The sequence below is a fragment of the Draconibacterium sediminis genome, assembly GCF_000949475.1.
GTDB classification, from domain to species: domain Bacteria; phylum Bacteroidota; class Bacteroidia; order Bacteroidales; family Prolixibacteraceae; genus Draconibacterium; species Draconibacterium sediminis.
In genome coordinates, this window is the sequence record NZ_JRHC01000001.1 from 868,619 (window position 1) to 894,737 (window position 26,119).

18 protein-coding genes are annotated in these 26,119 nt (G+C 41.9%); 13 read left to right on the forward strand and 5 right to left on the reverse strand.

The features are described from left to right. Nucleotides 1-67 precede the first annotated feature (67 nt). From LH29_RS03600 to LH29_RS03645, 10 genes are all read left to right on the forward strand, one after another. Complete coding sequence (locus tag LH29_RS03600) at nucleotides 68-2,596, forward strand: cellulase N-terminal Ig-like domain-containing protein (RefSeq protein ID WP_045026138.1); 2,529 nt, start codon at nucleotides 68-70, stop codon at nucleotides 2,594-2,596. A gap of 237 nt (nucleotides 2,597-2,833) precedes the next feature. Beyond that, on the forward strand, nucleotides 2,834-3,961 hold the full coding sequence (locus LH29_RS03605; protein WP_157493552.1) for an alpha-L-fucosidase: 1,128 nt from the start codon (nucleotides 2,834-2,836) through the stop codon (nucleotides 3,959-3,961). 43 nt (nucleotides 3,962-4,004) lie between these two features. Next, entirely contained in the window at nucleotides 4,005-4,328 is a 324-nt protein-coding gene (locus LH29_RS03610; RefSeq protein WP_045026140.1) for a hypothetical protein, read from the forward strand. A gap of 274 nt (nucleotides 4,329-4,602) precedes the next feature. Next, nucleotides 4,603-4,971: a response regulator transcription factor gene (locus LH29_RS03615; protein WP_045026141.1), complete on the forward strand. Its 369-nt coding sequence runs from the start codon at nucleotides 4,603-4,605 to the stop codon at nucleotides 4,969-4,971. A 32-nt stretch (nucleotides 4,972-5,003) separates the two neighbouring features. Beyond that, nucleotides 5,004-6,449: a hypothetical protein gene (locus LH29_RS03620; protein ID WP_157493553.1), complete on the forward strand. Its 1,446-nt coding sequence runs from the start codon at nucleotides 5,004-5,006 to the stop codon at nucleotides 6,447-6,449. 3 nt (nucleotides 6,450-6,452) lie between these two features. Next, on the forward strand, nucleotides 6,453-7,877 hold the full coding sequence (locus LH29_RS03625) for a glycosyltransferase family 2 protein (RefSeq protein WP_045026143.1): 1,425 nt from the start codon (nucleotides 6,453-6,455) through the stop codon (nucleotides 7,875-7,877). A 6-nt stretch (nucleotides 7,878-7,883) separates the two neighbouring features. Next, a complete protein-coding gene (locus LH29_RS03630; RefSeq protein WP_045026144.1) occupies nucleotides 7,884-9,122 on the forward strand; it encodes a YaiO family outer membrane beta-barrel protein in 1,239 nt (412 codons plus the stop codon). A gap of 11 nt (nucleotides 9,123-9,133) precedes the next feature. Next, the gene (locus tag LH29_RS03635) at nucleotides 9,134-11,155 is read left to right on the forward strand and encodes an LTA synthase family protein (protein ID WP_052670583.1); all 2,022 of its coding nucleotides are present in this window, start codon (nucleotides 9,134-9,136) and stop codon (nucleotides 11,153-11,155) included. Between the two features lie 176 nt (nucleotides 11,156-11,331). Further along, nucleotides 11,332-12,297, forward strand: coding sequence for a DUF3887 domain-containing protein (locus LH29_RS03640; RefSeq protein ID WP_045026145.1), 966 nt, complete (start codon nucleotides 11,332-11,334; stop codon nucleotides 12,295-12,297). A 223-nt stretch (nucleotides 12,298-12,520) separates the two neighbouring features. Then, nucleotides 12,521-13,924, forward strand: coding sequence for a nucleoside hydrolase-like domain-containing protein (locus tag LH29_RS03645; RefSeq protein WP_045026146.1), 1,404 nt, complete (start codon nucleotides 12,521-12,523; stop codon nucleotides 13,922-13,924). A 378-nt stretch (nucleotides 13,925-14,302) separates the two neighbouring features. Here the strand turns inward: LH29_RS03645 and LH29_RS03650 are convergent, their stop codons facing one another. Continuing rightward, complete coding sequence (locus LH29_RS03650; RefSeq protein WP_157493554.1) at nucleotides 14,303-15,016, reverse strand: DUF6261 family protein; 714 nt, start codon at nucleotides 15,014-15,016, stop codon at nucleotides 14,303-14,305. A gap of 565 nt (nucleotides 15,017-15,581) precedes the next feature. Here LH29_RS03650 and LH29_RS03660 point away from each other — a divergent pair. Both LH29_RS03660 and LH29_RS03665 read left to right on the forward strand, forming a co-directional pair. After that, nucleotides 15,582-15,854, forward strand: a complete 273-nt coding sequence (locus LH29_RS03660; RefSeq protein ID WP_045026149.1) for an ECs_2282 family putative zinc-binding protein — start codon at nucleotides 15,582-15,584, stop codon at nucleotides 15,852-15,854. Nucleotide 15,855: 1 nt separating this feature from the next. Further along, entirely contained in the window at nucleotides 15,856-16,290 is a 435-nt protein-coding gene (locus LH29_RS03665; RefSeq protein ID WP_045026150.1) for a hypothetical protein, read from the forward strand. 391 nt (nucleotides 16,291-16,681) lie between these two features. Here LH29_RS03665 and LH29_RS03670 read toward each other — a convergent pair whose 3' ends face one another. The 3 genes from LH29_RS03670 to argH all read right to left on the reverse strand — a co-directional run bounded on the left by LH29_RS03670 (nucleotide 16,682) and on the right by argH (nucleotide 24,375). Next, complete coding sequence (locus tag LH29_RS03670; protein ID WP_045026151.1) at nucleotides 16,682-18,166, reverse strand: glutamate synthase subunit beta; 1,485 nt, start codon at nucleotides 18,164-18,166, stop codon at nucleotides 16,682-16,684. Nucleotides 18,167-18,185: 19 nt separating this feature from the next. After that, on the reverse strand, nucleotides 18,186-22,778 hold the full coding sequence (gene gltB, locus LH29_RS03675) for a glutamate synthase large subunit (RefSeq protein ID WP_198152339.1): 4,593 nt from the start codon (nucleotides 22,776-22,778) through the stop codon (nucleotides 18,186-18,188). 265 nt (nucleotides 22,779-23,043) lie between these two features. Continuing rightward, on the reverse strand, nucleotides 23,044-24,375 hold the full coding sequence (gene argH, locus LH29_RS03680; protein WP_045026152.1) for an argininosuccinate lyase: 1,332 nt from the start codon (nucleotides 24,373-24,375) through the stop codon (nucleotides 23,044-23,046). Between the two features lie 303 nt (nucleotides 24,376-24,678). Here argH and LH29_RS03690 point away from each other — a divergent pair, with 303 nt between their 5' ends. Next, nucleotides 24,679-25,335, forward strand: coding sequence for a hypothetical protein (locus tag LH29_RS03690; RefSeq protein ID WP_052670584.1), 657 nt, complete (start codon nucleotides 24,679-24,681; stop codon nucleotides 25,333-25,335). A gap of 46 nt (nucleotides 25,336-25,381) precedes the next feature. Here the strand turns inward: LH29_RS03690 and LH29_RS03695 are convergent, their stop codons facing one another. Then, nucleotides 25,382-26,068, reverse strand: a complete 687-nt coding sequence (locus tag LH29_RS03695) for a hypothetical protein (RefSeq protein WP_052670585.1) — start codon at nucleotides 26,066-26,068, stop codon at nucleotides 25,382-25,384. Nucleotides 26,069-26,119: the final 51 nt, after the last annotated feature.

Sequence of the window (26,119 nt, forward strand, 5' to 3'; positions counted from 1 at the left end):
TTATAGTAGCCAGAGTTCGACTATAAAATAACAAAACATAATAAATCGGTAAAACCAACTTAACTTTATGAAAAAACTTTCATTTTTATCACTCATTTTGCTGCTATTGGCGGCATGTAGTCCTGAACCAAACCAGGATATGGTACTCAACGATCTTGAGTATTTCGAAACACAAGGCGTAAATGTATTGGTGTACAGTAACCTTTTTACCGGAGGCTTTAACGACGAGAAAAACGCCGGTATTGAATTGATCCACCATGGAGTAAGAACCGCACAAGGTGGGGCCGTGCGACTTTCGCATACCCCGGAGCAGTGGGATCTGGTGCCTGAAATACCAACCCGAACAGTTGACAGTGTAAGCAACAGTATTTCGGCAACCTTACGGTACGATGATTACGATTTCGACTCGCGTGTGGTTGTTACAGCTAAGGGCAAAGGTGTTGAGATATCTGTTTTTCTCGACGAACCACTTCCTGAATCTGTAGAAGGGAGCGCCGGGTTTAACCTCGAGTTTTTGCCTTCGCAATACTGGGGCAAAACCTATTTAATGGATGGGCGTATTAACCGCTTTTCGCGCTACGTGGCAAGTAATACCATTACAAGGCCCAACAGCGAAAAACCCAAACAATATAAAGGATATGTAACTTCCGACGACAGGGGAACCGGCAAATTTATCGATCCGCTTCCGCTCGAAACCGGGCGTACAATGCTGCTTGCTCCCGATGAGCCCGAACGTATGGTGAAAATCACTTCTGCTGATGCCGACATTATGCTTTTTGATGGCCGTGTGCTGGCCCAAAACGGCTGGTATGTAGTTCGTAGTTTGCTTCCGGCCGGAAAAACAGGCAAAGTTTTAACCTGGACCGTTGAGCCCAATGCCGTTAAAGGCTGGGTAAGAGAGCCCAATATTGGTTTCTCGCAGGTGGGCTACCTGCCTTCGCAACAAAAGGTTTCGGTTATTGAACTCGACAAAAAAGACGAACCGCTTGCAAAAGCCTCTATTTACAGGGTAGGCGAAGATGGTAATGCCACCGAAGTATTCCGCGGCAATATCGAATCATGGGGCGACTATTATAAATATCACTACGTGAAATTCGATTTTTCTTCTGTTGAAACACCCGGTATTTACTACATTCAGTATGGCGACTTTAAAACCAATAACTTTATTATAGAAGACAACGTTTACGATTGGATTACCGATGCCACCAGCGATGTTTGGATACCAATTCATATGAACCACATGTATGTGAACGAAGCGTACAGGGTTTGGCACGGCGAACCTTTTAAAGAAGGCTACTTGCAGGCTCCGCCAAATACTGATCACTTCGATTTGCATAGCCAGGGGCCAACAACCGATACCAAATACAAAGCGCTGGAAACCATACCGGGATTAAACGTTGGTGGCTTTTTCGATGCCGGTGATTTTGACATAGAAACCGGATCGAACATTTCTGTTGTGCAGAATTTTGTTCAAACCTGGGAATATTTCAAACCCTTGCGCGATCAGACTTTTGTTGACGAGGAGCAGCGCTATGTCGATCTTCATCGTCCGGACGGAACACCTGATATTTTGCAGTATATCGAGCATGGAACAATGAACCTTGTTGCCCAGGCTGAAATTATCGGTCATATGGCACAAACGCTTTCCAACTCTGTTCTCGATAATTATCATCACCTTGGCGATGCCGCTTCAATAACCGACGGCCTTCCGTATAATCCGAATCTGGGGCCGTACGAAGTAGCCCGCGATGGCAAATCAAGCGGTGTAAAAGATGATATGTGGGCGTTCACAAGCCGTAATCCCAGCCTCGATCTCAGGGCAGCTGCTATGTTTGCTGCAACAAGCCGTGCTCTGAAAGGCTATAACGACGATCTTTCGGGAAGGGCGTTGATACAGTCGAAAAGACTACTGAAAGAGTCTACTGAATTACTTGCCAATGTGCCGGAGGACAACCGCAGATGGGGAAGAGGTGCAGACATGGGCACCAATCTGCAACTGTACATTTCAACCGGCGAGCAGCAGTACAGCGATAAGTTTCAGGAATCGCTGTGGCCGTCACTCGACCGGTTCGTAAGTTTCAGCATTTTAACAGCTTTACACGCTATACCGCACATGGACGAAGCGTACAAAGAAAAGCTACGGCCATATGTGGTGAAATACAAAGAATATATCGAAGAACTTGAAAAAGATAATCCGTACGGCGTGCCGATCGGACTTCGGAACTGGGCAGGCAATGGCGGTGTGGTTAACTTTGGAACTACCATTTGTTTTGCCAGCCAGTATTACCCTGATATTATTGATGCAAGCCATGCATTTAAGGCTACAAACTGGTTGTTTGGATGCCATCCGTATCACAATTATTCGTTTGTGGCAGCGGTGGGCGCTGCTCGTCCCAAAGCAGTATTTTATGGTAACAACAGGGCCGATTTCTCGTTTATTCCTGGCAATGTTGCTCCCGGCGTATTGTTCAGGCAACCCGACCACTTTGAGAACTACGACGACTGGCCGTTTTTATGGGGCCAAAACGAAGGTACCATCGGAGGAAATACCAGTTACCTGATTTTTGGATCAGCTTTTAAAAATCTGGTAAAATAATTATAGCAGGTGTCGGTTATTAATCGGCACCTTTTTTTTTGTCTTATTTTCAGGAATTGATCTTTAAAAGCTATTTTTAAACCAAAGAAACCAACTACCTGGAATTACAATGGAAACAAGCTGTTCCAAAAACTGCTCCTCAAAATGTTTTATATTCCTTGTTTGTATTGTCCCGATAATGAGTTTCTTGACAGACTTACGGTGTGGCAAAGTAGATAACATCAAAGACAATCGATAATGGAAAGAAGAAAATTCGTGCAATTAACAGGCTTAGGATTAACGTTTTCAATGGCTCCATCGCTTTTCAATTCATGTAAAATGAATGATGTGCCGGCCTATTTAAAAAACCACTCCGGGTTGTATGCAACAAACCCACTGGAAGCTGCCAGACAGTGGTTTATTGACGCAAAATTTGGTTTATTCTTACATTACGGACTATACAGTCTGCATGGCAGAGGAGAATGGGTGCAGTTCAGAGAAAACATTCATGTAGGTGAATATGAAAAATTGAAAGAAAAATTTACAGCAGAAAAATTTGATGCCGATTTTATTGCCAACCTGGCCGTAGAAGCCGAAATGAAGTATGTGAACATCACCACCCGCCATCATGATAGTTTCTGCCTTTTTAATACAAAAACAACTGACTTCAATAGTGTTCAGTCTGCTGCAAAACGTGATTTGGTTGAAGAACTTGCAGTAGCCTGCGAAAAAAGAGGATTAGGATTGTGTCTGTATTATTCTCACGGAAGAGATTGGCGTCATCCGCATGCTCCAAATAACGACAGGTGGGGTGGTAGTGCACGACCAAAATATGATGAGGAAGAACCTTATTATGCATATGGTGAAAACCACGATCTGAATATGTATATCGACTATATGCACGAGCAACTGACCGAATTGCTTACTCAATACGGCCCCATTGCCAGTATATGGCTCGATGGGTACGGAACTCCCGTAAGCGGACCAATTGAAAAATTCAGAATACCTGAAACGTATGAATTAATCAGGAAACTTCAACCTCAATCGCTGATATCGGCAAAGTGGGGATATACCGGAACCGAAGATTATTATGCACCGGAATATCATTGGCTGGAAAATAATGCGGATAAAACCAGGCAAATGGTACAATCAGGAAAGCCAATTGAAATTTGCACTAATATTGCCGGTTGGGGGTATACAAAAGAAATGGACGGAAAACATCGTGGTGCTGATTCTATCATCGAAAATCTAAAATATGCCGCTAAATTTAATGCAAACTTGCTGTTGAATACCGCCCCGCTACCTGATGGATCGATTGATAAACAAGATATTCACTCGCTTAAACAAACCGGGCAAACAATCCGAAAAGATGGATGGCCCGTTTGAGTATGAACAATAAATGAGATCCAAATCCTAAACGAATACAACAATGAAAAACTGTCCAAATTGCAACGCAGAGATCGAAGATAATTTTGAATTATGCTGGAATTGTAATTATAGCCTAACGGAGCAGAAAATAATCGACATAAAAGATTTAAACGAGAATAAAAAAGAAATTGACTGTTTAAGGTGCCATGTGTTAATGCTATATAGCGGCGAATACAAATTTCATGAGGGGCCTAAAATTGGAGTTTTGGGAAATATATTTGAGGCTTTTGTTAATCGTGAGTCATTTGACTTATATATGTGCCCCAAATGCGGCAAGGTGGAATTCTTCGCTCCCCTACAAAATAGTGAATATAAATTTGAGTAACCACCCTTCGAAATTGCTTGCTCCAAATAGGCAAAATGCTGAAAAATGACCATTTTATAATCAGAAATCGGTAAAAATCTGATTAGGAGTGTAGTATGAATTGAAAAAAAATTATATTTGCTTTTAGGACGCAATACAATATTTTAAAAAAAGTTAAAAAAGAATAGGGCTTTTACACTTGTCTCTGAATTTTTTCAGGATGCTGATAGGTGTTGTAAAAGTCTCTTCAAGTTGCAGTCTGTGTATTTTATTGTTTAACTAAAATCATTGTATTATGAAACGAATTTTAGTAGCAGAAGACAACAGATTAATCCTTGAGACAGTGGCGCATAGTTTATCCAGAGAGGGTTACGAGATTATAAAAGCCGAGGATGGAAAAGACTGCTTAGCAAAGCTCGAAGGTAATGAAGTGGATATGCTGATTACCGATCTGTACATGCCAAATTTAAATGGACTCGAAGTAATTTCGAAATTGCATGAGTTTTACAAAAAGTTAATACCGGTAATGGTGCTTTCGGCGGCAGGAGCTGAAGAAAGTGTGATGAAAGCTTTTGATCTTGGTGCTGATGATTACATGGTAAAACCTTTTAGCCTGATTGAACTAAATATGAGGGTAAAAAGACTATTATCTGTAAGGAAATAGTATATTTAGTTTCAATTAGAAACTTGTAATCAATGCGACATCTCAGCTATGCGGTTAATAAATTGATCGTAATTAGTTTTGTTTTTGTATGTTTCTTCATAGTGCCTCATGCCGTTCAGGCGAAGCACTTATTATTTGTTCAAGTAGGAATTTCAATTCAACAAACCGATACCTTTGAAAATTCTGAGACTGAAAATGACATTATTGCCATTACCCGGGAAGCAACAGAAGAAAATCCTGAATTAAATTCTGAAACTACCTCCCCAACTAAAAAAACAGCTGATCCTTCAAAAAAACATTCGGTAATCAATGTCTTTATTTCTGATGAAAAAATCGGGCTGGTAAAAAATAACCTGAACGAGTACGGCGAAAGACATTTACCACGAAAAATCAGAACGGTTTACCTCGATATAATTGAAAAAGTTTTTGATTATTCCATATTGCTGCTTTTTGCTGCGCTGATTTTATTCTTTATCGCAAACATTGTATTTGTGCTGTTAACTTTAAATTTTACCATCAAAAGAAAAAACCAAAAAGAAAGGTTCGAACGGATTTATGGGAAAATGTACGAAGAGGTGGTTATGGATTACATTTTCGGAAACATTGATTGGGAAAAAGCACGGATTAAACTCAAAAAAATTAAAAACAAAGCCAACCGCAGAATTCTAATCTCGGTTCTTATGAATTTCAAGGCCAACTTTAAGGGCGAGCTCGAAAGTTTTATTCCTGAGATTTATTTGAAATTAAATCTGCAAAAAGATTCGCTTAAACTGGCCAAATCAAGATACAGCCATAAAAAGGTTAAGGGAATAATGGAGCTCACTCACCTTTATCCGCAGGGTGCAAAAGGATTGATTAAAACTCTGATTAACGACCCCAACGATTACGTGCGCACAGAAGCACAAATTGCCTATGTTACCTTAAACGCCGATAGACCGTTTAGTTTTTTCGATAATCTGAAACAACCCTTTGCCAAATGGGCGCAATTGTCGGTGTTTTACCTCATACGCCTAAACCAGATACCGGTGCCTGCTTTTGCCCGCTACCTGTCTTTTAAACATTACAATATCCGGAATTTCAGTTTGAAAATGATTACTTTTTTTCAGCAACTTGAAGATGTTTCGGAAGTGATTAAAATGGTGGAGAGCGACATGGAAGAGACTCGATTTCTGGCCTACAAAGCCATTAACGACCTTCGCTTATACGATAGCCGCGAATTGATAAAAAAGAAATTTGATGGCGAAACAAAACGGAACAAACTCGAAATTCTGAAGGCATTTAAAAATATTGGCGATACCGATGATTTTGCTTTTCTTGAGGAGGTAATGAAAACCGGTTCAACATTGTTAAAGCTTGAGGCATGCCGCTCGGCGTATTACATGGGGCAGGAGAGCAGAGAAAAAATTACTCAGCACACAAAAGAAGAAATACCGGAGCTTGAACTATTATTGGCTCATGTAAAGGATCCGCGGAATTAATTTATGGGAATTGTAAGAACTATAATAGAATCGTTATTTCTGATTTATACCATCGGTATTTTCAGTTTTTATTTTTGGCTTGCCATTGTTTCGGCAAGGGAATTGATACGAAATGTTCGCGAAGCCAAAACCACTAACTTCGATGCGCTTCTGTCTTCTCCTTTTGCTCCGAAAATTTCGCTGTTGGCACCGGCATACAACGAATCGCTTACCATTGTCGACAACATAAAAGCACTGCTTGGGCTGTATTACCAGAATTTCGAGATAATTGTTATTAACGATGGCAGCAAAGACGATTCGCTGGAGAAAACAATTGCCGCGTTTGATCTCGAGAAAGTACCTTTTGCGATTGATTACCAGATTCAGTGCCAGGAGATTCTTGGTGTGTATAAATCGCGGGCAAAGGCCTACTCAAACCTCACCGTGGTTGATAAGCGCAACGGGGGAAAAGCCGATGCGCTAAATGCAGGTATAAACATTGCTAAAGGCGATTATTTTATTTCAATTGATGTGGATTCGATTATCGATCCGCATGCACTGAAAAAGCTGATAAAACCCTTCCTCGAAGCAAGCGATAAAAAGGTAATTGCGGCAGGTGGTGTAATTCAAATTGCCAATTCGTGTGTAATCGAAAACGGGCAGCTGGTGGAAGTAAATGTTCCCGACAAACTTATTCCCCGTTTCCAGGTCATCGAATACAGCCGTTCGTTTCTGATGGGCAGGCTGGCCTGGAGCCGCCTCGATGGTTTATTGCTGATATCGGGGGCACTCGGTCTTTTTGATAAAGAGGTGGTTATAAACTGCGGAGGCTACTACACGAAAACCGTTGGCGAAGATATGGAGTTGGTGGTGCGTATGCGTAAATACATGGCCAACCAGGGGATAAAATACAAGGTAGTTTATATATCCGATCCCTTGTGCTGGACCGAAGCACCTTCAACCCTAAAAGTACTCGGATCACAACGAAACAGGTGGACACGCGGCACCATTGATACCATAATGCTGCACCGCGATATTTTTATGAATCCGAAGTTTGGTTTTATGGGTATGGTTTCGCACCCCTATTGGGTGTTTTTCGAATGGCTGGCCCCTATTGTTGAATTTTTAGGCATATCTTATTTTATTACCATAGCCTTGCTTGGGCTGGCCGATTGGTCGTTTTTTTATGTGATGTTTGGTTTTATATACTTTTTTGCGATTATGATTTCGACCTATGCCATCCTTTTCGACCATCTTTCATACAACCGCTACAAGAAAAAACGAATGATAATAAAGTTGCTGATGACAACCTGGCTCGAGCCGTTTATCTACCATCCTTTAATTGTGTATTGGGGACTCCGGGGGAACTACGATTATTTCATAAAAAAGAAAAAGTCGTGGGGAAAAATGACACGTGCCGGCTTTGACATTTCGAAACAAAAAAAATAAAATACAGTGAGAAAGAATCGTTTGTATTTCCAAATAGTAAGTGTACTTTTTATTCTGCTGGGCACGGGAGCATCGGGTATTCTGCAGGCACAAACCTTTGATGAGGCCCGGAACTTTGCCTTTAACGGAGAACGGGAAAAAGCCCGTAGCGTTTGCCGCCAGATTCTTTCCGAAGGTTTTAATTCGGATGTGGCCTTATTGATGGGACGTACCTATGCCTGGGATGGAATGTACGATTCGGCAAGAGTGGTATTACAGGAGGTTTTAATACAACGCCCCGAAAATATGGAAGCCTACGATGCGCTTTCGGATGTTGAGTTTTGGGCTGATGACAATGCAAAAGCTATTGAATATTGTAACGCAGCCTTAAAGCAGGAGCCTGAGTCGTCGAAGTTTGCATTGAAAAAAGCCCGGATACTATACAGCGATGAGCAATACGAGGAGGCAGTTGAGGTGCTGGAAACCTACCTGCATAAAAACCCGGGAGAACCCGATTTTCTGCTCAAGTTAAAAGAATACCGGCTCGACCTGATGAAAAACAGAATCAGGCTGGTTTACACTTTCGATAACTTTAACAGCGATTTTAACCGCGATCCCTGGCATTTTCTGGCCCTGTCGTACGGGCGAAAAACCAAACTGGGATCTGTTATCGCTCGTTTGAATTACGCCAATCGTTTCGATTCGAACGGGCTGCAGTTTGAAATAGATGCTTACCCGAAAATTGGCGAAAACAATTATGCCTACGTAAATTACGGGTACTCGTCGGATGCGCTTTTCCCGGGAAACCGTTTTGGTTTTGAGTTGTACCACAACTTTCCAAATGCCTGGGAAGGTTCGCTGGGAATGCGCTACCTCGATTTTAGTTCTTCGGGAGTTGACATTTATACCGCTACTCTTGGAAAATATGTGGGGAATTACTGGGTTTCGCTGCGATCGTACGTTACGCCGGATTCCGACGGAACATCGGTTTCCGGGGCTTTATCGGTACGTCGCTATTTCGCCGATTCAGAAAATTATTTGGGACTTAAACTAAGTTATGGTGTTTCGCCCGACGATAACAGGAAACCAATAGATACAGAACAGAACCTGACTTTAAAAACCAGGTCGGTAAGGGCGGAATACAACCGCTTAATTAAAAAATTGTGGATTGTTAGTGTCGGATTTAATATTGGCAGCGAACAACTGGAACCCGGTAATTATTCGGGCTACTATTCGTTCGATATAGGTTTTTCGAGGTTGTTTTAATGAAGAATTAAATGGGGAAAATTACCGATATATTTGGCTTGCTCGTACGCACATTAAGGCGTTTTATCAGCCTGAGTTTTATTCTGGCCGTGATGATTTTACTCGTGCGTTTACATGAGATGGTAATCCTCTCCAATTACCACAATTATCCGCCGGGGAGTTTTAGTACGCTGCTTTTCGGAATAAAATACGACATTATCCTCTACCTTAGGGTTTCAGCCGTACTCATGATTCCTTTTTTACTGTTGGGTTTGTTCAGCCAAAAGGCGGCACGTGTATTTTTTATTTCCGCTTCGGTATTATTGGTGTTGGGCGATATGCTGCTGCTGAAATACTTCTCTGCCGCAGGAGTTCCGCTGGGCGCCGATTTGTTTGCCTATTCCATCGATGAAATCACCCAAACCGTGAAAAGTTCGGGAGAAATAAATGTGTGGCCTTTTATTTTTATGACCCTCTTTTTGGTTTACATGGTGCGGGTTTTTATAAAACATGTTTACTACAAGCTAAAACCGTGGATGCTATTACTTATTTCGGCCGCCATGTTTGCGTCACTGGCTCCGTTTGGTTTTTTAAAACCACAACCTTCTGATTTTGAAAACGAATTTTCGCTTTATGCAGCCACCAACAAACTCAACTTTTTTAGCGAAAGTGTACTAAAACGTTATGTCTTTAACGAGCAGATAGACAAACAATCCTACACTTTTAAAACAAATGTGGCCACTGCTGATGGTTCTTTTACTTACCTTGACGAAGACTACCCTTTCCTCCACCAGGAAACAACACCCGATGTTTTGGGTAAATACTTTGAACCACTGGAAACCAAGCCAAACATCGTTTTTGTAATTGTAGAAAGTCTTGGCCGGGCTTACAGCGGCAAGGACGCCTACCTGGGCAGTTTTACGCCTTTTCTGGATTCGTTGATGGATAGGAGTTTATACTGGGAAAACAGTTTAAGCACTTCGGGCCGAACCTTTGCGGTGCTTCCGTCAACCCTGGCTTCGCTTCCTTTTGGCGACCGTGGTTTTACCGAGCTTGGCGAAGATATGCCCGATCATTTAAGCCTGATGAGTATTTTGAAAACCCAGGCCGGTTATAACAGCTCGTTTACCTACGGTGGTGAAGCGCATTTCGACAACATGGATGTTTTTCTGAAACGGCAGGGGACCGATAAAATTATTGACAATACCGGTTTTGGCACAGGCTATGAAAAAATGCCAGCCTCAGCCAGTGGTTTTTCCTGGGGATTTGGCGACAAAGAGATTTTCAGACGGTATATCGATGAAATTAAAGCCGACACTGCAAGTGCGCGAATGGATGTTATTCTTACGCTGGCCATGCACAGCCCTTTTGAGGTGGAAAACCAGGAATATTACCTATCGAAATTTAACGAACGTTTGGCGGAACTGAAACTTCCCGGAAAAACAGAAGCATTTAACCGCAACTATGAAAAACAGTTTTCAACGGTGCTTTATTTTGATGATGCGCTAAGGTATTTCTTTTACGAATTCAGTAAACTGCCTTCGTTTAATAACACCATTTTTGTAATTACGGGCGACCACCGTATGCCCGAAATTCCCATAAGTACGCAGCTCGACAGGTTTCATGTGCCGTTGGTGATTTATTCGCCCATGCTTAAAAAAGCAGCCAAATTCTCATCTGTTGTTTCGCATTTCGACATTACTCCGTCGTTGCTTGCCCTGCTTGATGCCGATAGTATCATTTCGCGACCCAAGGCAGCAGCCTGGATCGGGCATGGCCTCGATGACGAAGAAGATTTCAGGGTTGCCAATGCCTATCCGCTGATGCGAAACAAAAACGAAATCCTTGATTTTATCGATGGTGAGCGGATGTTGGCCAACAAAGAAATTTACCAGATTTACGAAAACATGGACATTGAAACCGTTAATGAGCCCGATAAGGAGAAAGAACTGGAAGCTGAACTCAATAATTTCCTGTTAAAGAATAATCATGCCTGTAAAAACAACAAGCTTATTCCCGATTCGCTGAAAGTATATACTTACCACGGGCAATAATCAGAACTACTTCGGTAATTGGTTTTTAAAAATCACCTTATAGCCTGATTAAGAAAAGACCCGGACTATAAACGTTATTCGGAGAAGTACAGATGAATTATCAATGTCAAATCCAACTGAACTGGTAGCTTTTAACTTATTAGATCTATATCTTTAGGCAATAAACAAACAAGCGAATGAAATATCTCTGCTTTATATTTTTACTTCTAACGCCCATCGTAAACTTCGGACAGGAAGAGAAGGAGGCTTCGAAAAAGATTTCTAACGAATTCGAGCAACTCTATAACGCTGATAAATACACGGATATATTTGAACGCTTTTCTCCTGAGATGAAAAAAGATTTACCTGTTGAGAAAACGATTGATTTTTTAAAGGGACTAAAAAAGCAGGCCGGAAATATTGAACACCGGGAGTTTATTCGATACGAAAACAAAACTTTTGCTTCGTACAAAACCAGATTTGAACGTGCTCTGTTTTCTTTAAATATTTCGATTGATAAACAGGATAAAATAAACGGTTTACTGGTAAAACCATTTAAAGAAGATAATCTGCCAAAACCCGATAGAAACAAAACAAAACTCGATTTGCCATTTCGTGGTGTATGGACTGTAGTTTGGGGTGGCGACACTGAAGAACTTAACTATCACGTGGAGAATGAAGCCCAGAAAAATGCATTCGATTTTATAATTACCGATAAAGAAGGTAAATCATACAAAACTGATGGAAAAACGAACGAAGATTATTATGCTTTTGGAAAAGAGATAATTGCACCATGTAACGCCGAAGTGGTTCGGGTTATAGATGGTATACCGGATAATACGCCGGGGGAATTCGACCTTTTTTATATCCCGGGAAACACAGTTATTCTTAAAACAGCTGATGATGAATATTTATACTTTGCGCATTTCAAACAAAACTCAATTGTAGTAAAACAAGGACAAAAGATTAATAAAGGCGATGTGCTGGGACTTTGTGGTAATTCGGGCAATTCGTCAGAAGCACATTTGCATTATCATATCCAAAATGTTGAAGATATTAATGAGGCTACAGGTGTAAAATGCTTTTTTGACAGTATTAAAGTGAATGGATTTTTGAAAAACGACTATTCTCCTTTAAAAGGTGAACGGATACAAAACAATTAACTATTGCCGACAGGTTCTGCACATGGCAAGGCGGTGGCCGCCGGTTTGTACCGGCATCATTTCTCCCCTTTTTTCTTTGTCAGTGGCCGGAGAGAAAAACATCATGCAAATCGCAGCAGCAGCAGAATCTGAATTAAAGCCGAAAAAACGATAGCGTTACACGGCAAATGATACGTTTAAACTGAGCTAATTATAAAACGAATCAACACCTAAATTATACGAAATGAAACTAAAAAACATTGCACTTATCGTTTTAAGCTTAATGCTAACACAAGCTTGCGGGATAAAAGAGCCGGATACTAAAAATTTAAAACCACGAATTGTAGTGCTAACCGATATTGCGCCCAATAACATTGAACCTGACGATATGGAGTCGATGATTCGGTTGCTGGTACATGCCGACCAGTTTGAGATTGAAGCACTTATTGCCACAACGGGGTGGAGTAATAATGGAGGGAACGAGCGGATTGATTTAATTCATGATGCGTTAAATGCCTATGAAAAGGATTTGCCAAATTTAAAGAAACGATCTGATCAGGAGATGTTTGCCGCAGATGAATCAACGCAGGAAATTGGCTACTGGCCGTCAGTCGATTATTTGCGCAAGCGAACTGTGATGGGAAGTACAAAAATGGGCATGAAATTTATTGGTGAGGACAACGACTCAGAAGGAAGTAAACGGATAATTGATTTGGCAGATGAAAAGGACGACCGTCCGATATGGCTTACCGTTTGGGGCGGTGGAAATACATTTGCTCAGGCTGTTTGGCGCATACAACAGGAGCGGACCCCCGAAGAACTCAAAGCCTTTTTGCATAAATTTCGTATTTATACGATTACTGATCAGGACAGGCCATGGTCAAGTGGAGATACCATCAGTTATGATATTAGTTCTCATCAGTGGATGCGGAAATTTGAAAAAGATCTGCTGTTTTTTTGGGATGAATGTGCATGGAAACATCAAAACGGTACGGGCGTTAATAACTGGAATGAATACGCACGTCATATCCAAAATCATGGTAATCTTGGCGCTTTATATCCAAAATATAAATGGGGAGTTGAAGGAGATACTCCGGCCTTTATGCATGTTATGCCCAACGGCTTGTCAAACCCGGATGTCCCAGTGCAGGTGAGCTGGAGTGGTTATTTTGAATTTGGCCTGGGGCGCGATAGCCTCACAAATGCTTATACAAATTATACCGGCGAACCCTATAATATCAGCACAAAATACTTTGCCTATTTCTACCCGGCAATATTTAACAATTTTGCCGCCCGTATGGATTGGGCCAAAGAAGGAAAGGGAAACCGCAATCCGGTTGTAATTGTTAACGGCCATAAAGGCATTAAACCAATTGAGAAAGTTTGCAAAGCAGGGGAAGAATTACAGCTTAGCGCATCAAAATCATTCGATCCCGATGGCGATCGGTTACATTTTAAATGGTGGGTAATACCCGAAGCCGGGGATTATTCGGGAGAGATAAAAATATCAATTGGTGAATCAAATACTGCCACGATTCAAATACCGTCTGATGCCGCAGGAAAAGAATTTCATGTAATCTGTGAGGTGAGTGATGATGGCGTTCCCAACTTAACCAGCTACCAAAGGATAATTGTAAACGCAGAATAATAGTGTGCAAGAAAAAAGGAGAACCGGGGCAGGAGAACAAAACAAGCATGATTCCCGGGTTTCACCCGGGGGGGAGTCACATTTTATCCCTTCGGGATAGTGAGCTGAATAACAAAGTTAAGACGAGTTTATTGACCTGCAATGTTGCAATTACAAGTTTTTATGACGCTGGAAGCGTCGAATGTAATTAACCCGGTGTGTAACGCCGGGATGAAATGACCAAAGGGAAATCGTCCGGCGAAAAAAGCAGATCGAAGCCAGATGGTTCACCCGGACGAAACTCAAAGGGCAATAACATAAAAAGATAGGGACTTTCAGAAAAAAAGGGATGCGCACAAAGCAACATCCCCTTTTAACGTGTTAAACAAAATTTATCAATTAATCCACAGGTTCTTGTTTCTTTCGGCGTTTTTTCACCACTTCGTTGTTTTCGGCAATAATAGTGGCAATGGTGCGCGCAAAGGCGCCATAGGTTTCCACGTCAACTACCTCCATGGCGCGCAGGTACACCACTATTTTCTCGTTAATAAGCGCCACAAGCTCCGGTTTTTGTTTGGTGGCACTGGCCTGGGTGCTTTCCTCTGCCTTCTCCTGTTCGTAGGTAATACGGGCAGCCTCGAATGCCTGCTGTGCCGCCTGCAGCGCTGTTATTACATCGGCGCAACCCGGAAGTATTGCAATGGCATCCTTAATTTTTTGCACAGAAAGATCGTTAAGTAGCGAGGAAATAAGTGACGACTCAGTGGCATAGCTCTCGCCGGTAATACTAACACCGTATTTTGCAAATACCTTATCTACAGTTTCGGCAGCTTGCCGAATAGCTGCATCGGGGTGATGTAAGAAACCCATAACTACATAGTACAATGCACGGATTTGTGTGTCGCGGGCTTCGTCTTTTTCTTCCAGATCGCTTTCGGCCTTACCACGGTTTATGGCAGCGGTAAGGGCTGCCGACAGGCTTTCTAACCCGGTGAACATGGCACTAAGGTGCTGATCGGTATTAAGCGATGTGGTTTGGTAAGCGCCAAGCATGCGCATACTTACGGCGTCAACTTCAGTGACACGACTGGTAGACATAAGATTGTCAATCATAATTTTAAATTTTAGTTTGTAATTGGTTAACCTTTGCATTTTTACAGGGTAGAAAAAGTGCTGTGGTTGTTATTGTTAAGTAATTTACAACAACATACTGAAATACAGCAACTATTTTTATATGTTTTAGAAGATATTAAGCTGTTGAGCAAATGGCATAACGACATTCTCCCGCCTATGGGCCAGGCAGCGAATGGGAAGCCGACATTGCTCCACCTGAGCGTTGGGGAGCGAATGGGAAGTTGACATTGCTCCAACTTTGCACCGGGAAACAAATGTCGGGTTGACATTGCCTCAGTTTTGCGTAGGGCAAGGAATGGCATGATGACATTCATCGAACACAATTTTTTCAATGTCATAAAAATTATGCTTAGCTTTAATGCACTAAAGATTCTAAATGCCCGATACATTGAAAAAATCTCTTGCAAATACAAAACGAAAATATAGTCTGATATTTACAGACAATGCATGTATTATCAGTGTGTTGTGGCGATGCGCGCTAATAAGAGATATGTTGCATTGCAACATACACATACGTTACCAACAAGGCTAAAAAACAAAAACCATGGACGAAAAACACATTGCTGATTTAGAAATTCGTTGTATTACATGTGGTGATACAAAATTTGAATTTAAAGAAGATTATTCCTGGATAAAATGTGCTAGATGCGGTAGAGAATATCCAGGAGGCAAAGACGAGCTGCTTGAATTAAATCAAGAAAACATTGATAATGCAATTGATGAGAATAAGGAAGATATATTAAAAGCAGCTCAAAAAGATTTAAAGGATATGCTTAAAAAATCGTTTAAAGGAAATGACTTTTTAAAATTTAAATAAAATGGAAATAGCTGGACTAATCATTTCGTTAGCTGCATTAAGTCTTGCAATCTTTACATATTTTAAGCATGACTTGAAAATAAAAAAGCAGGACTCTTTGCTGAAAACTTATCAAATTGAGAAAATAAATCAGGAAAAAGAACAAGAAAAAAAAGCAATTATTGAAGCTAATGTAATTAAATACAACAAAGGAAAAAGAATAATTAAAATTTATAATAAGGGAAAATCGACTGCTAAAAATGTCAAAGTGCATATACCTGATGACGATGGATATGAGATAATGACTAATCCAAGCCCGATTGATATTAAATCTTTAAACAGCGTTGAAATTGTTCTACTTACTTTCAATAGCAGTCCTGACAAAGTGAAAATTGATTTTGAATGGGATGATGAGTTCATGAAATTAAATACGGATTCTCAGACAATTCAAATTTGAAATATAAAGCCCAGTTGGTAACAAAGTACATATTGCAGGGCGGGGTTTGGTGGTACGCCAACTGCGGATTCTCGTTTCGCAGTTCCGTGTCCTTCGGACAGGAACGCTCTCCGAAATCCGCCCCGACAACATGTACCAACCGTTAACAAAAAAAAGGGCTACCCTCCCGGGAAGCCCATATTCTAAATTAAAATTTTGCAAGAAAAAAGGAGAACCGGCGTTTCACATTCTGGTCAAGGGAAAGTGATTTAGTTTCGGATAATAAATTTCCTCCTCCGGCCGGATCTCCTGAAAAAACTGCACTATAAAATAGCATAGCCCACTACAGCATATGCTAACTTTCAAATTTTAGGCGAGCGAATTTAATCGCTCTTGTCACAGAACAATTGCCTTATGGCAAAACAGTGTCGCCCATTAAGTAGGTGTCTACCTCGCGGGCTGCGGCGCGACCTTCGTTAATGGCCCAAACCACCAACGATTGTCCGCGGCGCGAATCACCGGCAGCAAAAACCTTTTTAATGCTGGTTTTAAACTGTCCGTATTCGGCTTTGTAATTCGAACGTGCATCACGTTCCATATCCATTTCCTCAGCAATTTTATCTTCAGGTCCCAAAAATCCCATCGCCAACAACACTAAGTCTGCTTTAATGTATCTTTCGGTACCAGGAACCGCTTGTGGCATTCTTCCGCCATTGTCGGTTTTTATCCACTCAACCTGAACGGTGTGCAAAGCTTTTACTTTACCGTTTTCACCTTCAATTTTGGTGGTCATTATCGAGTATTTCCGTGGATCTTTTCCTTTTGCCAAAATAGCTTCGTGCTGGCCGTAATCGGTTTTTTCGTTACCCGGCCATTCCGGCCACGGGTTACCTTCTGTATTGCGTTCTTTTGGTGGCTGAGGCATAATCTCCAACTGAGTTATACTTTTACAACCATGACGCAGCGATGTAGCTACACAGTCGGTACCGGTATCGCCACCACCAATTACAATTACGTTTTTATCTTTTGCCGAGATGTAATTTCCATCTTCCAGTTTACTGTCGAGCAAACTTTTTGTGTTGGCTTTCAGAAACTCCATAGCGAAATGTACACCCTCCAACTCGCGGCCTTCAACATTCAGGTCGCGAGGTTTTGTGGCTCCGGTAGTTAAAACAACCGCGTCAAAATCGTCGAGCAACTTTTTGCTGCGAATGTCTTTTCCAACCTCGGTATTGGTTTTGAAAATAATACCTTCTGCTTCCAATATATCAACACGGCGTTGTACTACTTCTTTATCCAGTTTCATGTTCGGAATACCGTACATCAGCAAACCGCCGATACGATCGTCGCGCTCGAAAACAGTAACGGTATGACCTGCTTTGTTCAGCTGAGCTGCACACGCCAGTCCGGCAGGACCAGATCCAACAACGGCAACTGTTTTTCCGGTGCGCGATTCCGGTGGTTCAGGAACTACCCACCCTTGCTCGAAACCATTGTCGATAATGGTTCGTTCGTTGTCGTGGATGGTAACAGCCGGTTCGTTAATTCCCAACACACAACCTGCTTCGCAAGGTGCAGGGCAAACTCTTCCTGTAAATTCAGGAAAGTTATTGGTGTGGTGAAGTCGTTCCAGTGCATCTTTCCAGCGACCTTTGTAAATCAGGTCGTTCCACTCCGGAATCAGGTTATAAACCGGACATCCCGAAGCTCCGTTGTGCAATAATGCTCCACGGTGGCAGAATGGAACACCGCAGTCCATGCAGCGTGCACCCTGTGTTTCACACGTTTCTTTATCGCGTAATATATATACCTCGTTCCAATCTTTAAGGCGTTCCTCAATTTTTCGTGTTGGATTGGAAACTCTTTTATATTCTAAAAATCCTGTTGGCTTTCCCATGTCTTAGCGTCTATAAAAATTACAAATTGGCCAGATGCATATCAAATGCTGCATCAATTACATCCGACTCTTTTTCGTATTTACCCGTTTTACGGGCCTCTTCAATGTAGGTCAGCATTCGTTTGTAGTCGGTAGGAATTACTTTTACAAACTTGCCTATTGTCTCCTCCCAGTCAGATAGAACATATTCTGCAACAGTCGATTCTGTTTTATCCATATGCTTCTGAATCATTGCTTTCAGTTCTTCCTGTTCAGCTTTATCCGTAACTCTTTCCAGTTGAATCATTCCCTTGTTGCAAAGACCTGGGAATGTTCCGTCGATATCGAGCACATAAGCAACTCCACCCGACATACCGGCACCAAAGTTTCGTCCTGTTTTTCCAAGAATAACAGCTTTTCCTCCTGTCATGTATTCGCAGCCGTGGTCGCCAATACCTTCAACAACAACTTGTGCTCCCGAGTTACGAACGCAGAAACGTTCGCCTGCAATACCGCGGATATAAGCCTCGCCGCCAGTTGCTCCGTAGAAACAAACGTTACCTACAATAATGTTTTGTTCCGGAATGAACTGTACATTTTTAGCAGGGTAGATGGCTAAATGACCACCGGATAATCCTTTTCCGAAGTAGTCGTTCGCATCTCCCTCAACTTCCAGTTCAATACCTTTGCAAACAAATGCACCGAACGATTGTCCTGCAGAACCTATCATTTTGAAATGAATAGTTCCGTCGGGTAATCCTTCTCCTTTATGTACTTTGGTTACTTCGTGTGACAGAACAGTACCAACACTTCGGTTGATATTTTTTATCTCGAATTCTGCGGCTACTTTTTCACCGTCTTTTATTGCTTTTTGTGCGGCTTCAACCAATTTCCAGTCAAGGATCTCTTCCAACTGGTGATCTTGTTTTTTGCTGCAGTATAGACCTTCTTCCGCACCCATTTCTTCTTTATACAGAATCGGGCTCAGGTCAAGACCTTTGTATTTCCAGTGATCAATGTCGTCTTTGAATTTCAGGCACTGCGACTGACCCACCATTTCATTAATAGTGCGGAAGCCCAGCTCTGCCATAATCTCACGAAGACCTTCAACAAGGAATTCGAAGTAGTTTACAACGTGATCAGGATTACCTTTAAATTTACCACGCAATCTTTCGTTTTGTGTTGCTACACCTACCGGACAAGTATTGCTGTGGCATTTACGCATCATGATACATCCTTCAACAACCAGCGCCATGGTGGCAACTCCCCACTCTTCAGCACCAAGCAGTGTTGCGATAGCAAGGTCGCGCGATGTTTTCATCTGGCCATCAGACTGCACCACAATACGGTTACGCAAGCGGTTGCGAACCAGCGTTTGGTGTGTTTCCGACAAACCAAGCTCCCAAGGCAGTCCGGCATGTTTAATCGAACTAACCGGCGATGCTCCTGTTCCTCCGTCGTATCCTGAAATCAGTACGGCATCGGCTTTTGCTTTACAAACACCGGCGGCAACAGTTCCAACACCTGTTTCAGAAACCAGTTTCACGTTGATACGTGCATCGCGGTTACTGTTTTTCAGGTCGAAGATCAACTGTGCCAAATCCTCAATCGAGTAAATATCGTGGTGCGGTGGAGGAGAAATCAATCCTACACCAGGAGTTGAGTTACGTGTACGTCCGATCCAGCCATTTACTTTATGACCCGGAAGGTGACCACCTTCACCCGGTTTTGCTCCCTGCGCCATTTTAATCTGAAGCTCTTTCGCCATGCTCAGGTAGTAGCTGTTAACACCGAAACGTCCTGATGCGATCTGCTTGGTAGCCGAACACATGTCGTCGCCATTTGGCAATTTGGTGTAACGAACCGGGTCTTCACCCCCTTCTCCCGAGTTTGATTTTGAACCAATTCGGTTCATGGCAATGGCCAGTGTAGTGTGTGCTTCCCACGAGATAGAACCAAACGACATTGCTCCCGTAGCAAAACGGGTAAGAATGCTTTCTGCCGGTTCAACTTCGTCGAGCGGAATCGATTGGCGGTCAGAGGTAAAGTCCATCAATCCACGTAAAGTGAATGCGGCTTTTGCCTGATCGTCAACTACACTACAGTATTTTTTGTATTTCTCGTAATCGTTCTTTCTTGTTGCTTCCTGAATCAGTTGAATCGCTTCAGGACTCAGCAAGTGGCGCTCGCCATCTTTACGCCAGTGGTATTCGCCACCCGGCTCCAGAACTTTCGCTCCGCCCTGGCGGGTTGGGAATCCCTGACGATGACGCATCATTGCTTCTTTGGCAATGTCGTCAAGACTTAAACCTTCAACACGACTAACGGTTCCGGTAAAGTACTTGTCAATTACTTCCTGCTTGATTCCGACAGCTTCAAAAATCTGTGCTCCCTGGTACGATGCCAATGTTGAAATACCCATTTTCGAGAATACTTTCAACAGTCCGCCGCCAATAGCTTTAACGTAGTTTTGTATTGCTTGATCTTTGGTAATGTCTCCCAATGCTCCTTCATCAACCAGATTCTTAATGGTATCGATGGCCATATATGGATTTACCGCAGAAACACCGTAGCCCAACAAAGTGGCAAAATGGTGTACTTCGCGCACATCTCCGGCTTCCATAATAATGTCGGCTTTTCCACGCTTTCCAACACGGATAAGGTGGTGGTGAACAGCCGAAGCTGCCAGTAAGGAAGGAATCGGCGCATGGTCGGTGCTTACCGCAAAGTCGGAAAGCAAAATGATTGAGTAAGCTTCATCAATCGCGTCTTCAACATACTGACACAAACGTTCCAGTTTCTTTTCCAGTGTTCCTTCTTTTCCATCGGCGTGGAAAACAATACTGATCTTTTTCGTTTGGAAATGCGTGTGATCCACGTAGGCCAGTTTAATCAACTGCTCGTTGGTTAAAACAGGCTGGTGAACCGCAATTCTGCGGCAATGTTCAGGCGACTCTGTCAGAATATTTTTGAAACCTCCCAAATAGGTTCTCAAATCCATTACAATACGCTCCCTGATCGGGTCGATTGGCGGATTGGTAACCTGTGCGAATAATTGTTTAAAGTAGTGCGACAAATGCACCGGACGATCAGAAAGAACAGCCAGCGGGTTGTCGGCTCCCATCGAGCCAAGTGCTTCGCCACCATTCATCGCCATTGGTTTCAGTATCACTTCAATATCTTCGTGAGTGAAACCAAAAGCTTTTTGTCGTTTAAATACAGTTTTCTTATCCGGCTCCTTTAATTCCAGGTCAGGAATAAAAGGAAGTTCGTCCAGGTAAGTCATATTTTCTTTTACCCAATCGCCATACGGTTGGCTTGAGCAAATTTCAGCTTTAACTTCTTCGTCAGAAATAATGCGTCCTTGTTCCAAATCGGCAACAAACATTTTTCCGGGTTGCAAACGACCTCTGATTTTTACCTGATCGTGTGGAACATCAATTGCACCGGTTTCTGACGACATTATTAATGTATCATCTTCGGTAAGGCAATAACGTGATGGACGCAATCCGTTACGGTCGAGTGTTGCTCCAACCAGTACACCATCAGTAAAACATACCGACGCCGGACCGTCCCATGGTTCCATCATTGCAGAATAGAATTCGTAGAACTCTTTCTTTTTCGGATCCATATCCGGATTATTTTGCCATGCTTCAGGGATAAGCATCATCAGTACGTGTGGTAACGATCGTCCGCTTAACACAAGCATCTCAATAGCCATATCGAGGTTGGCACTATCCGAGTCGCGGATGTCGCAAATCGGGAAGATCATTTCCAACTCTTCCTTCGTAAATGCCGAGCACTCCAGAAGCACTTCGCGGGCGCGCATCCAGTTAATGTTACCCTTGTTGGTGTTGATTTCGCCGTTGTGCGCAATATATCGGAAAGGCTGCGACAGTTTCCACGAAGGGAAAGTGTTGGTTGAAAAACGTGAGTGTACCAATGATATGGCACTCACTGCCAACGGATTGGTAAGGTCTTTGAAATATAACGAAACCTGCTCGGTTGTTAACTGACCTTTATAAATAATGGTTTTATATGAACACGAAATGATATTCATTCCGTTGTATCCAATTCCGGTAACGGACTCGCGAACCAGTTTTTCAGTATATTTTCTGAAAACAAAAAGTTTGCGGTCGAACTCCTCTACCGACATGCCATCGGGTTTACCGATGAACAATTGCTGTACATATGGTTCTGATGCCAAAGAATCGCGCCCCAGGTCAGAATTGTCAACCGGAACTTTGCGATAACCCAAATAGGGTAGTCCAAACTTCTTTAAATTTCGTCCGATAATATCTTTACACTCTGAACGTTTTCGGTCCTCCTTTGGGAAGAAAATCATGGCCACGCCATATTCGCCAAACTGAGGTAATTTAATGTCCTGTTTCGGACACTCTTCCATAAAAAGTTCGTGTGGAATTTGTAGTAATATCCCTGCACCGTCACCGCTTTTAATATCAAACCCGGTACCCCCGCGATGTTCCATACGAGCAAGCATCGACAAAGCATCAGAAATCACACTGTGTTTCTTTCTGCCCTTTAGGTTTGCTACAAACCCGATACCACAACTCCCATGCTCAAATTCAGGGCGGTACAATCCCTTTGCTACAGGTTCTTTTGTCTGCATCATTTTTTCCTTTCTCTTTAAAATTCGCACTAGCGCAGCAATTGGCGCTGTCAATACCAAATTACTGCAAAACTGTAAGTGAAAATCCCGTTTTTACTTACGAAGTGAAATCAAAAATAATCAAAGAGGTGTGTATTCGCAATCTTAGCAGGTGTAAATTGTGTTTAATAACATACAATTAACCTTGAGAAAAATCATAAAAAACGTAATCCTTTATCCGAATTTTATATGATTCTGACATTTGTTAGGTTTCAAATAGTCTGAAATCTTATTGAAGCAGGTTCTTTTTTGCTTCTTCTATTTTGTTAAATAGAAATTTTTTAATGATTTCCTCTTTCTTATTTGAAATACTATCCAAACATAAATTTCCGATGCTCCCTTCGTGGCTATGGTCTACGCATTTTTCGGGCGTAAAGTTTCCCTCTTCAATTTGAGCGCCAACTTGTTTGTAGGCTTCGCGGAATGGAATTCCCTGCAAAACAAGTTTGTTAACTTCCTCAACACTAAAAAGGTAATCGTATTTGCTGTCGTTAAGAATTTCGGTGTTTACCGACATTTTATCGATGGCCAGACTAACAATATTAAGGCAGTCGTTCATTTCTTTAAACGACGGAAGAAAAACTTCTTTTACCATTTGCAAATCGCGGAAATAGCCGCTTGGCAGGTTGTTAATGATTAAGCTGATTTGTGCCGGAACACCTTGCAATTTGTTGCAGCGGGCACGGGTAAGCTCAAAAACATCGGGATTTTTTTTGTGGGGCATAATGCTCGAACCTGTAGTAAACTCGGTGGGCAAACTTACAAAATTGAAATTCTGGCTCATAAACAAACAAACATCGTAAGCCAGTTTTGATAATGTTCCGGCAATGTTTGCTAAGGCAAACGAAACGATTTTTTCAACTTTTCCGCGACCCATTTGCGCATAAACCACGTTGTAGTTCATGTTGTTAAAACCAAGCAAGTCGGTCGTCATTTGGCGGTTAAGCGGAAACGATGAACCATAACCGGCTGCCGAACCCAATGGGTTTTGGTTGGTAATATTAAAGGCCGACAAAAGTAACTCCAAATCATCGGATAAACTTTCGGCATAGGCGCTAAACCACAGTCCAAAAGACGAAGGCATAGCCACCTGCAAGTGGGTGTAGCCCGGCAATAAGATGTCTTTTGTTTCTTCGGCACGTTTTAGCAGAATATCGATAAGGCCCGAAGTTGTTTCGGCAATTTCTTTAATGGCATCGCGGGTAAACAGTTTCAGGTCGAGTAAAACCTGGTCGTTACGCGAACGTCCGCTGTGTATTTTTTTGCCAAGGTCGCCCAGTTTTTCGGTAAGCATAAATTCAACCTGAGAGTGTACATCCTCAACACCTTCTTCAATCGTGAATTCTCCTTTTTCGGCAATTGCATAAAGATTTTTCAGCTCGGACAGAAGTGTCGGAAGCTCATCCTTTTCAATAAGCCCAACCGACTCGAGCATGGTTACATGCGCCATCGAGCCCAAAATATCGTGCGTGGCCAAAAACAAATCCAGTTCACGATCTTTACCAACAGTAAATTCTTCAATTGCTTTGTTAACAGGTGTACCTTTATCCCAGAGTTTCATATTAAAATAGTTGGAAGACGGAAGGCAGAAGACGGAAGATGAGAACCTGAATGCAGCCCTGTCGCTTCAATTAATATTAATAACTGCAAAGATAAAATTTCAAATGAAAGCTTCTTTCAATTTGCCGGAACTAAAACCTATTAATAACATGCAAAACCGAGATGCCGAAACAGCGATGGGAAATTGGCATCAGATAAGCTGATTTGAAAGAGATTTTTTTGGCTTAATATTATTAGATTTGCACTTCGTTATAGGTATCCCTGATGACGCGGTTATTGGGGTGTAGCCGGAAAAATTTAAACAATGAAGAAAGTATTATCGATTATATCTTACCTGATTATTGCTGTGGCTTTATACTCGGCTGCAAGTTTTTATTTTAATTACGATTTTTGCCACACTATGGTAGCCGAAGACGGCCCGCTTGAAAATCTTACCGCTCTGGGTTTGCTGCTGATATCGGTATTGTTTGCTATTCGTCTGTTCAGGCAGTATAAAGACAGAAACAAACTTTGGGTGGCTTTAAGCCTGATAATTATTATCGGTGCATTTTTCGGTTTTGGTGAAGAAATATCATGGGGGCAAAGGATATTCGCTGTTGAAACCAAAGGTTTTTTTGCTCAGCATAATTTTCAGGGAGAAACCAACCTGCACAATTTGGAGATAGGAGGCGTAAACCTGAATAAATTGATTTTCTCGACGGGGCTGGTAGTGGTTTTCGGAACTTATTTTGTTTTAACACTTCTACTGTATAATAAGTGGCCCTTTTTCACACGTACTATCGATCTGTGGGGTATTCCTGTTCCTAAAATCAAATACTCATTACTGATACTGGTGTGTACGGGAATAGTTTTACTCATTCCGGAAAGACGAATATGGGAGCTGTGGGAAGCAATTTTTGTTGCTGTTTTACTGTTGGTATTTCTCGATCCTTACAACCAGAAAGAGGAGCTTCTTGCCTAAAAAAATAATTTTCTCAGAACATTAAAGTCCTCCTATATTGCAGGCATTAGCTTGTTAAACTAACATCCTTAATTTTTTTTGCCGGATTAATCAGAATTAAAAAGAGGATTCCGGTTAAGGCAAGTTCGTGTAGTTCGCTTTCTTTAACCAGGTTTATGGCCAGTGGAATAAAGGTATTTACGGCCAATAGAACTATAATGTGATGCAGGCGGGGAATCGGAACGCCATAATCAATTACCAGTTTGCGAATAGCCTTAACTTTCCAGGTAAGTAATGGCAGTATAATAAAGTAACTGATTAACGCCACAAACATCAGCTTCGAAAAAATGAGGATGTTTAAATCTACTCCACCAATTTCAAGGTTATGCAGGTTGGTTTCGCCCTGGTAGTTGTTTTGCATAAAATATTCGCCGGATTCAATTGAAAATATACGCTGGCCCCATGATATTTCTTCTCCAAGTCCAAAAATAAAAACGATTGATGCAAGCGCGTTGAAGAATATTTTTTTCCGGTTTTTCTCTTTTCCGGCTTTAACTGCCCTGGTAGCAAAAAGTATAGCTCCCAATAGCAGAAACAATGCTGTAAGGTATTCTACCCAGCCATCTTCGCGAATAACTTTATCAAAAGCTTCCTGTCCGAAATTGCTCTGGCTTTTTCCGTAAGCCACAAAACCAATAATAACGGAATAAACTATAATGTCGAGAATTGTAATCCACGAAATATTTTTCTTCATTTGTATTCAAATTAAAAATGTGGGCGTAAAATTAGTATTTTTTGTTTGTGC

What these genes read in the sequence shown, in the direction of transcription:
- LH29_RS03600 (WP_045026138.1), top strand. Translation starts at nt 68, where the DNA reads ATGAAAAAACTTTCATTTTTATCACTCATTTTGCTGCTATTGGCGGCA.
- LH29_RS03660 (WP_045026149.1), top strand. Translation starts at nt 15,582, where the DNA reads ATGGACGAAAAACACATTGCTGATTTAGAAATTCGTTGTATTACATGT.
- gltB (WP_198152339.1), bottom strand. Translation starts at nt 22,778, where the DNA reads ATGATGCAGACAAAAGAACCTGTAGCAAAGGGATTGTACCGCCCTGAA.
- LH29_RS03605 (WP_157493552.1), top strand. Translation starts at nt 2,834, where the DNA reads ATGGAAAGAAGAAAATTCGTGCAATTAACAGGCTTAGGATTAACGTTT.
- LH29_RS03650 (WP_157493554.1), bottom strand. Translation starts at nt 15,016, where the DNA reads ATGATTGACAATCTTATGTCTACCAGTCGTGTCACTGAAGTTGACGCC.
- LH29_RS03610 (WP_045026140.1), top strand. Translation starts at nt 4,005, where the DNA reads ATGAAAAACTGTCCAAATTGCAACGCAGAGATCGAAGATAATTTTGAA.
- LH29_RS03695 (WP_052670585.1), bottom strand. Translation starts at nt 26,068, where the DNA reads ATGAAGAAAAATATTTCGTGGATTACAATTCTCGACATTATAGTTTAT.
- LH29_RS03670 (WP_045026151.1), bottom strand. Translation starts at nt 18,166, where the DNA reads ATGGGAAAGCCAACAGGATTTTTAGAATATAAAAGAGTTTCCAATCCA.
- LH29_RS03620 (WP_157493553.1), top strand. Translation starts at nt 5,004, where the DNA reads ATGCGACATCTCAGCTATGCGGTTAATAAATTGATCGTAATTAGTTTT.
- LH29_RS03665 (WP_045026150.1), top strand. Translation starts at nt 15,856, where the DNA reads ATGGAAATAGCTGGACTAATCATTTCGTTAGCTGCATTAAGTCTTGCA.
- LH29_RS03690 (WP_052670584.1), top strand. Translation starts at nt 24,679, where the DNA reads ATGAAGAAAGTATTATCGATTATATCTTACCTGATTATTGCTGTGGCT.
- LH29_RS03645 (WP_045026146.1), top strand. Translation starts at nt 12,521, where the DNA reads ATGAAACTAAAAAACATTGCACTTATCGTTTTAAGCTTAATGCTAACA.
- LH29_RS03625 (WP_045026143.1), top strand. Translation starts at nt 6,453, where the DNA reads ATGGGAATTGTAAGAACTATAATAGAATCGTTATTTCTGATTTATACC.
- LH29_RS03615 (WP_045026141.1), top strand. Translation starts at nt 4,603, where the DNA reads ATGAAACGAATTTTAGTAGCAGAAGACAACAGATTAATCCTTGAGACA.
- argH (WP_045026152.1), bottom strand. Translation starts at nt 24,375, where the DNA reads ATGAAACTCTGGGATAAAGGTACACCTGTTAACAAAGCAATTGAAGAA.
- LH29_RS03635 (WP_052670583.1), top strand. Translation starts at nt 9,134, where the DNA reads ATGGGGAAAATTACCGATATATTTGGCTTGCTCGTACGCACATTAAGG.
- LH29_RS03640 (WP_045026145.1), top strand. Translation starts at nt 11,332, where the DNA reads ATGAAATATCTCTGCTTTATATTTTTACTTCTAACGCCCATCGTAAAC.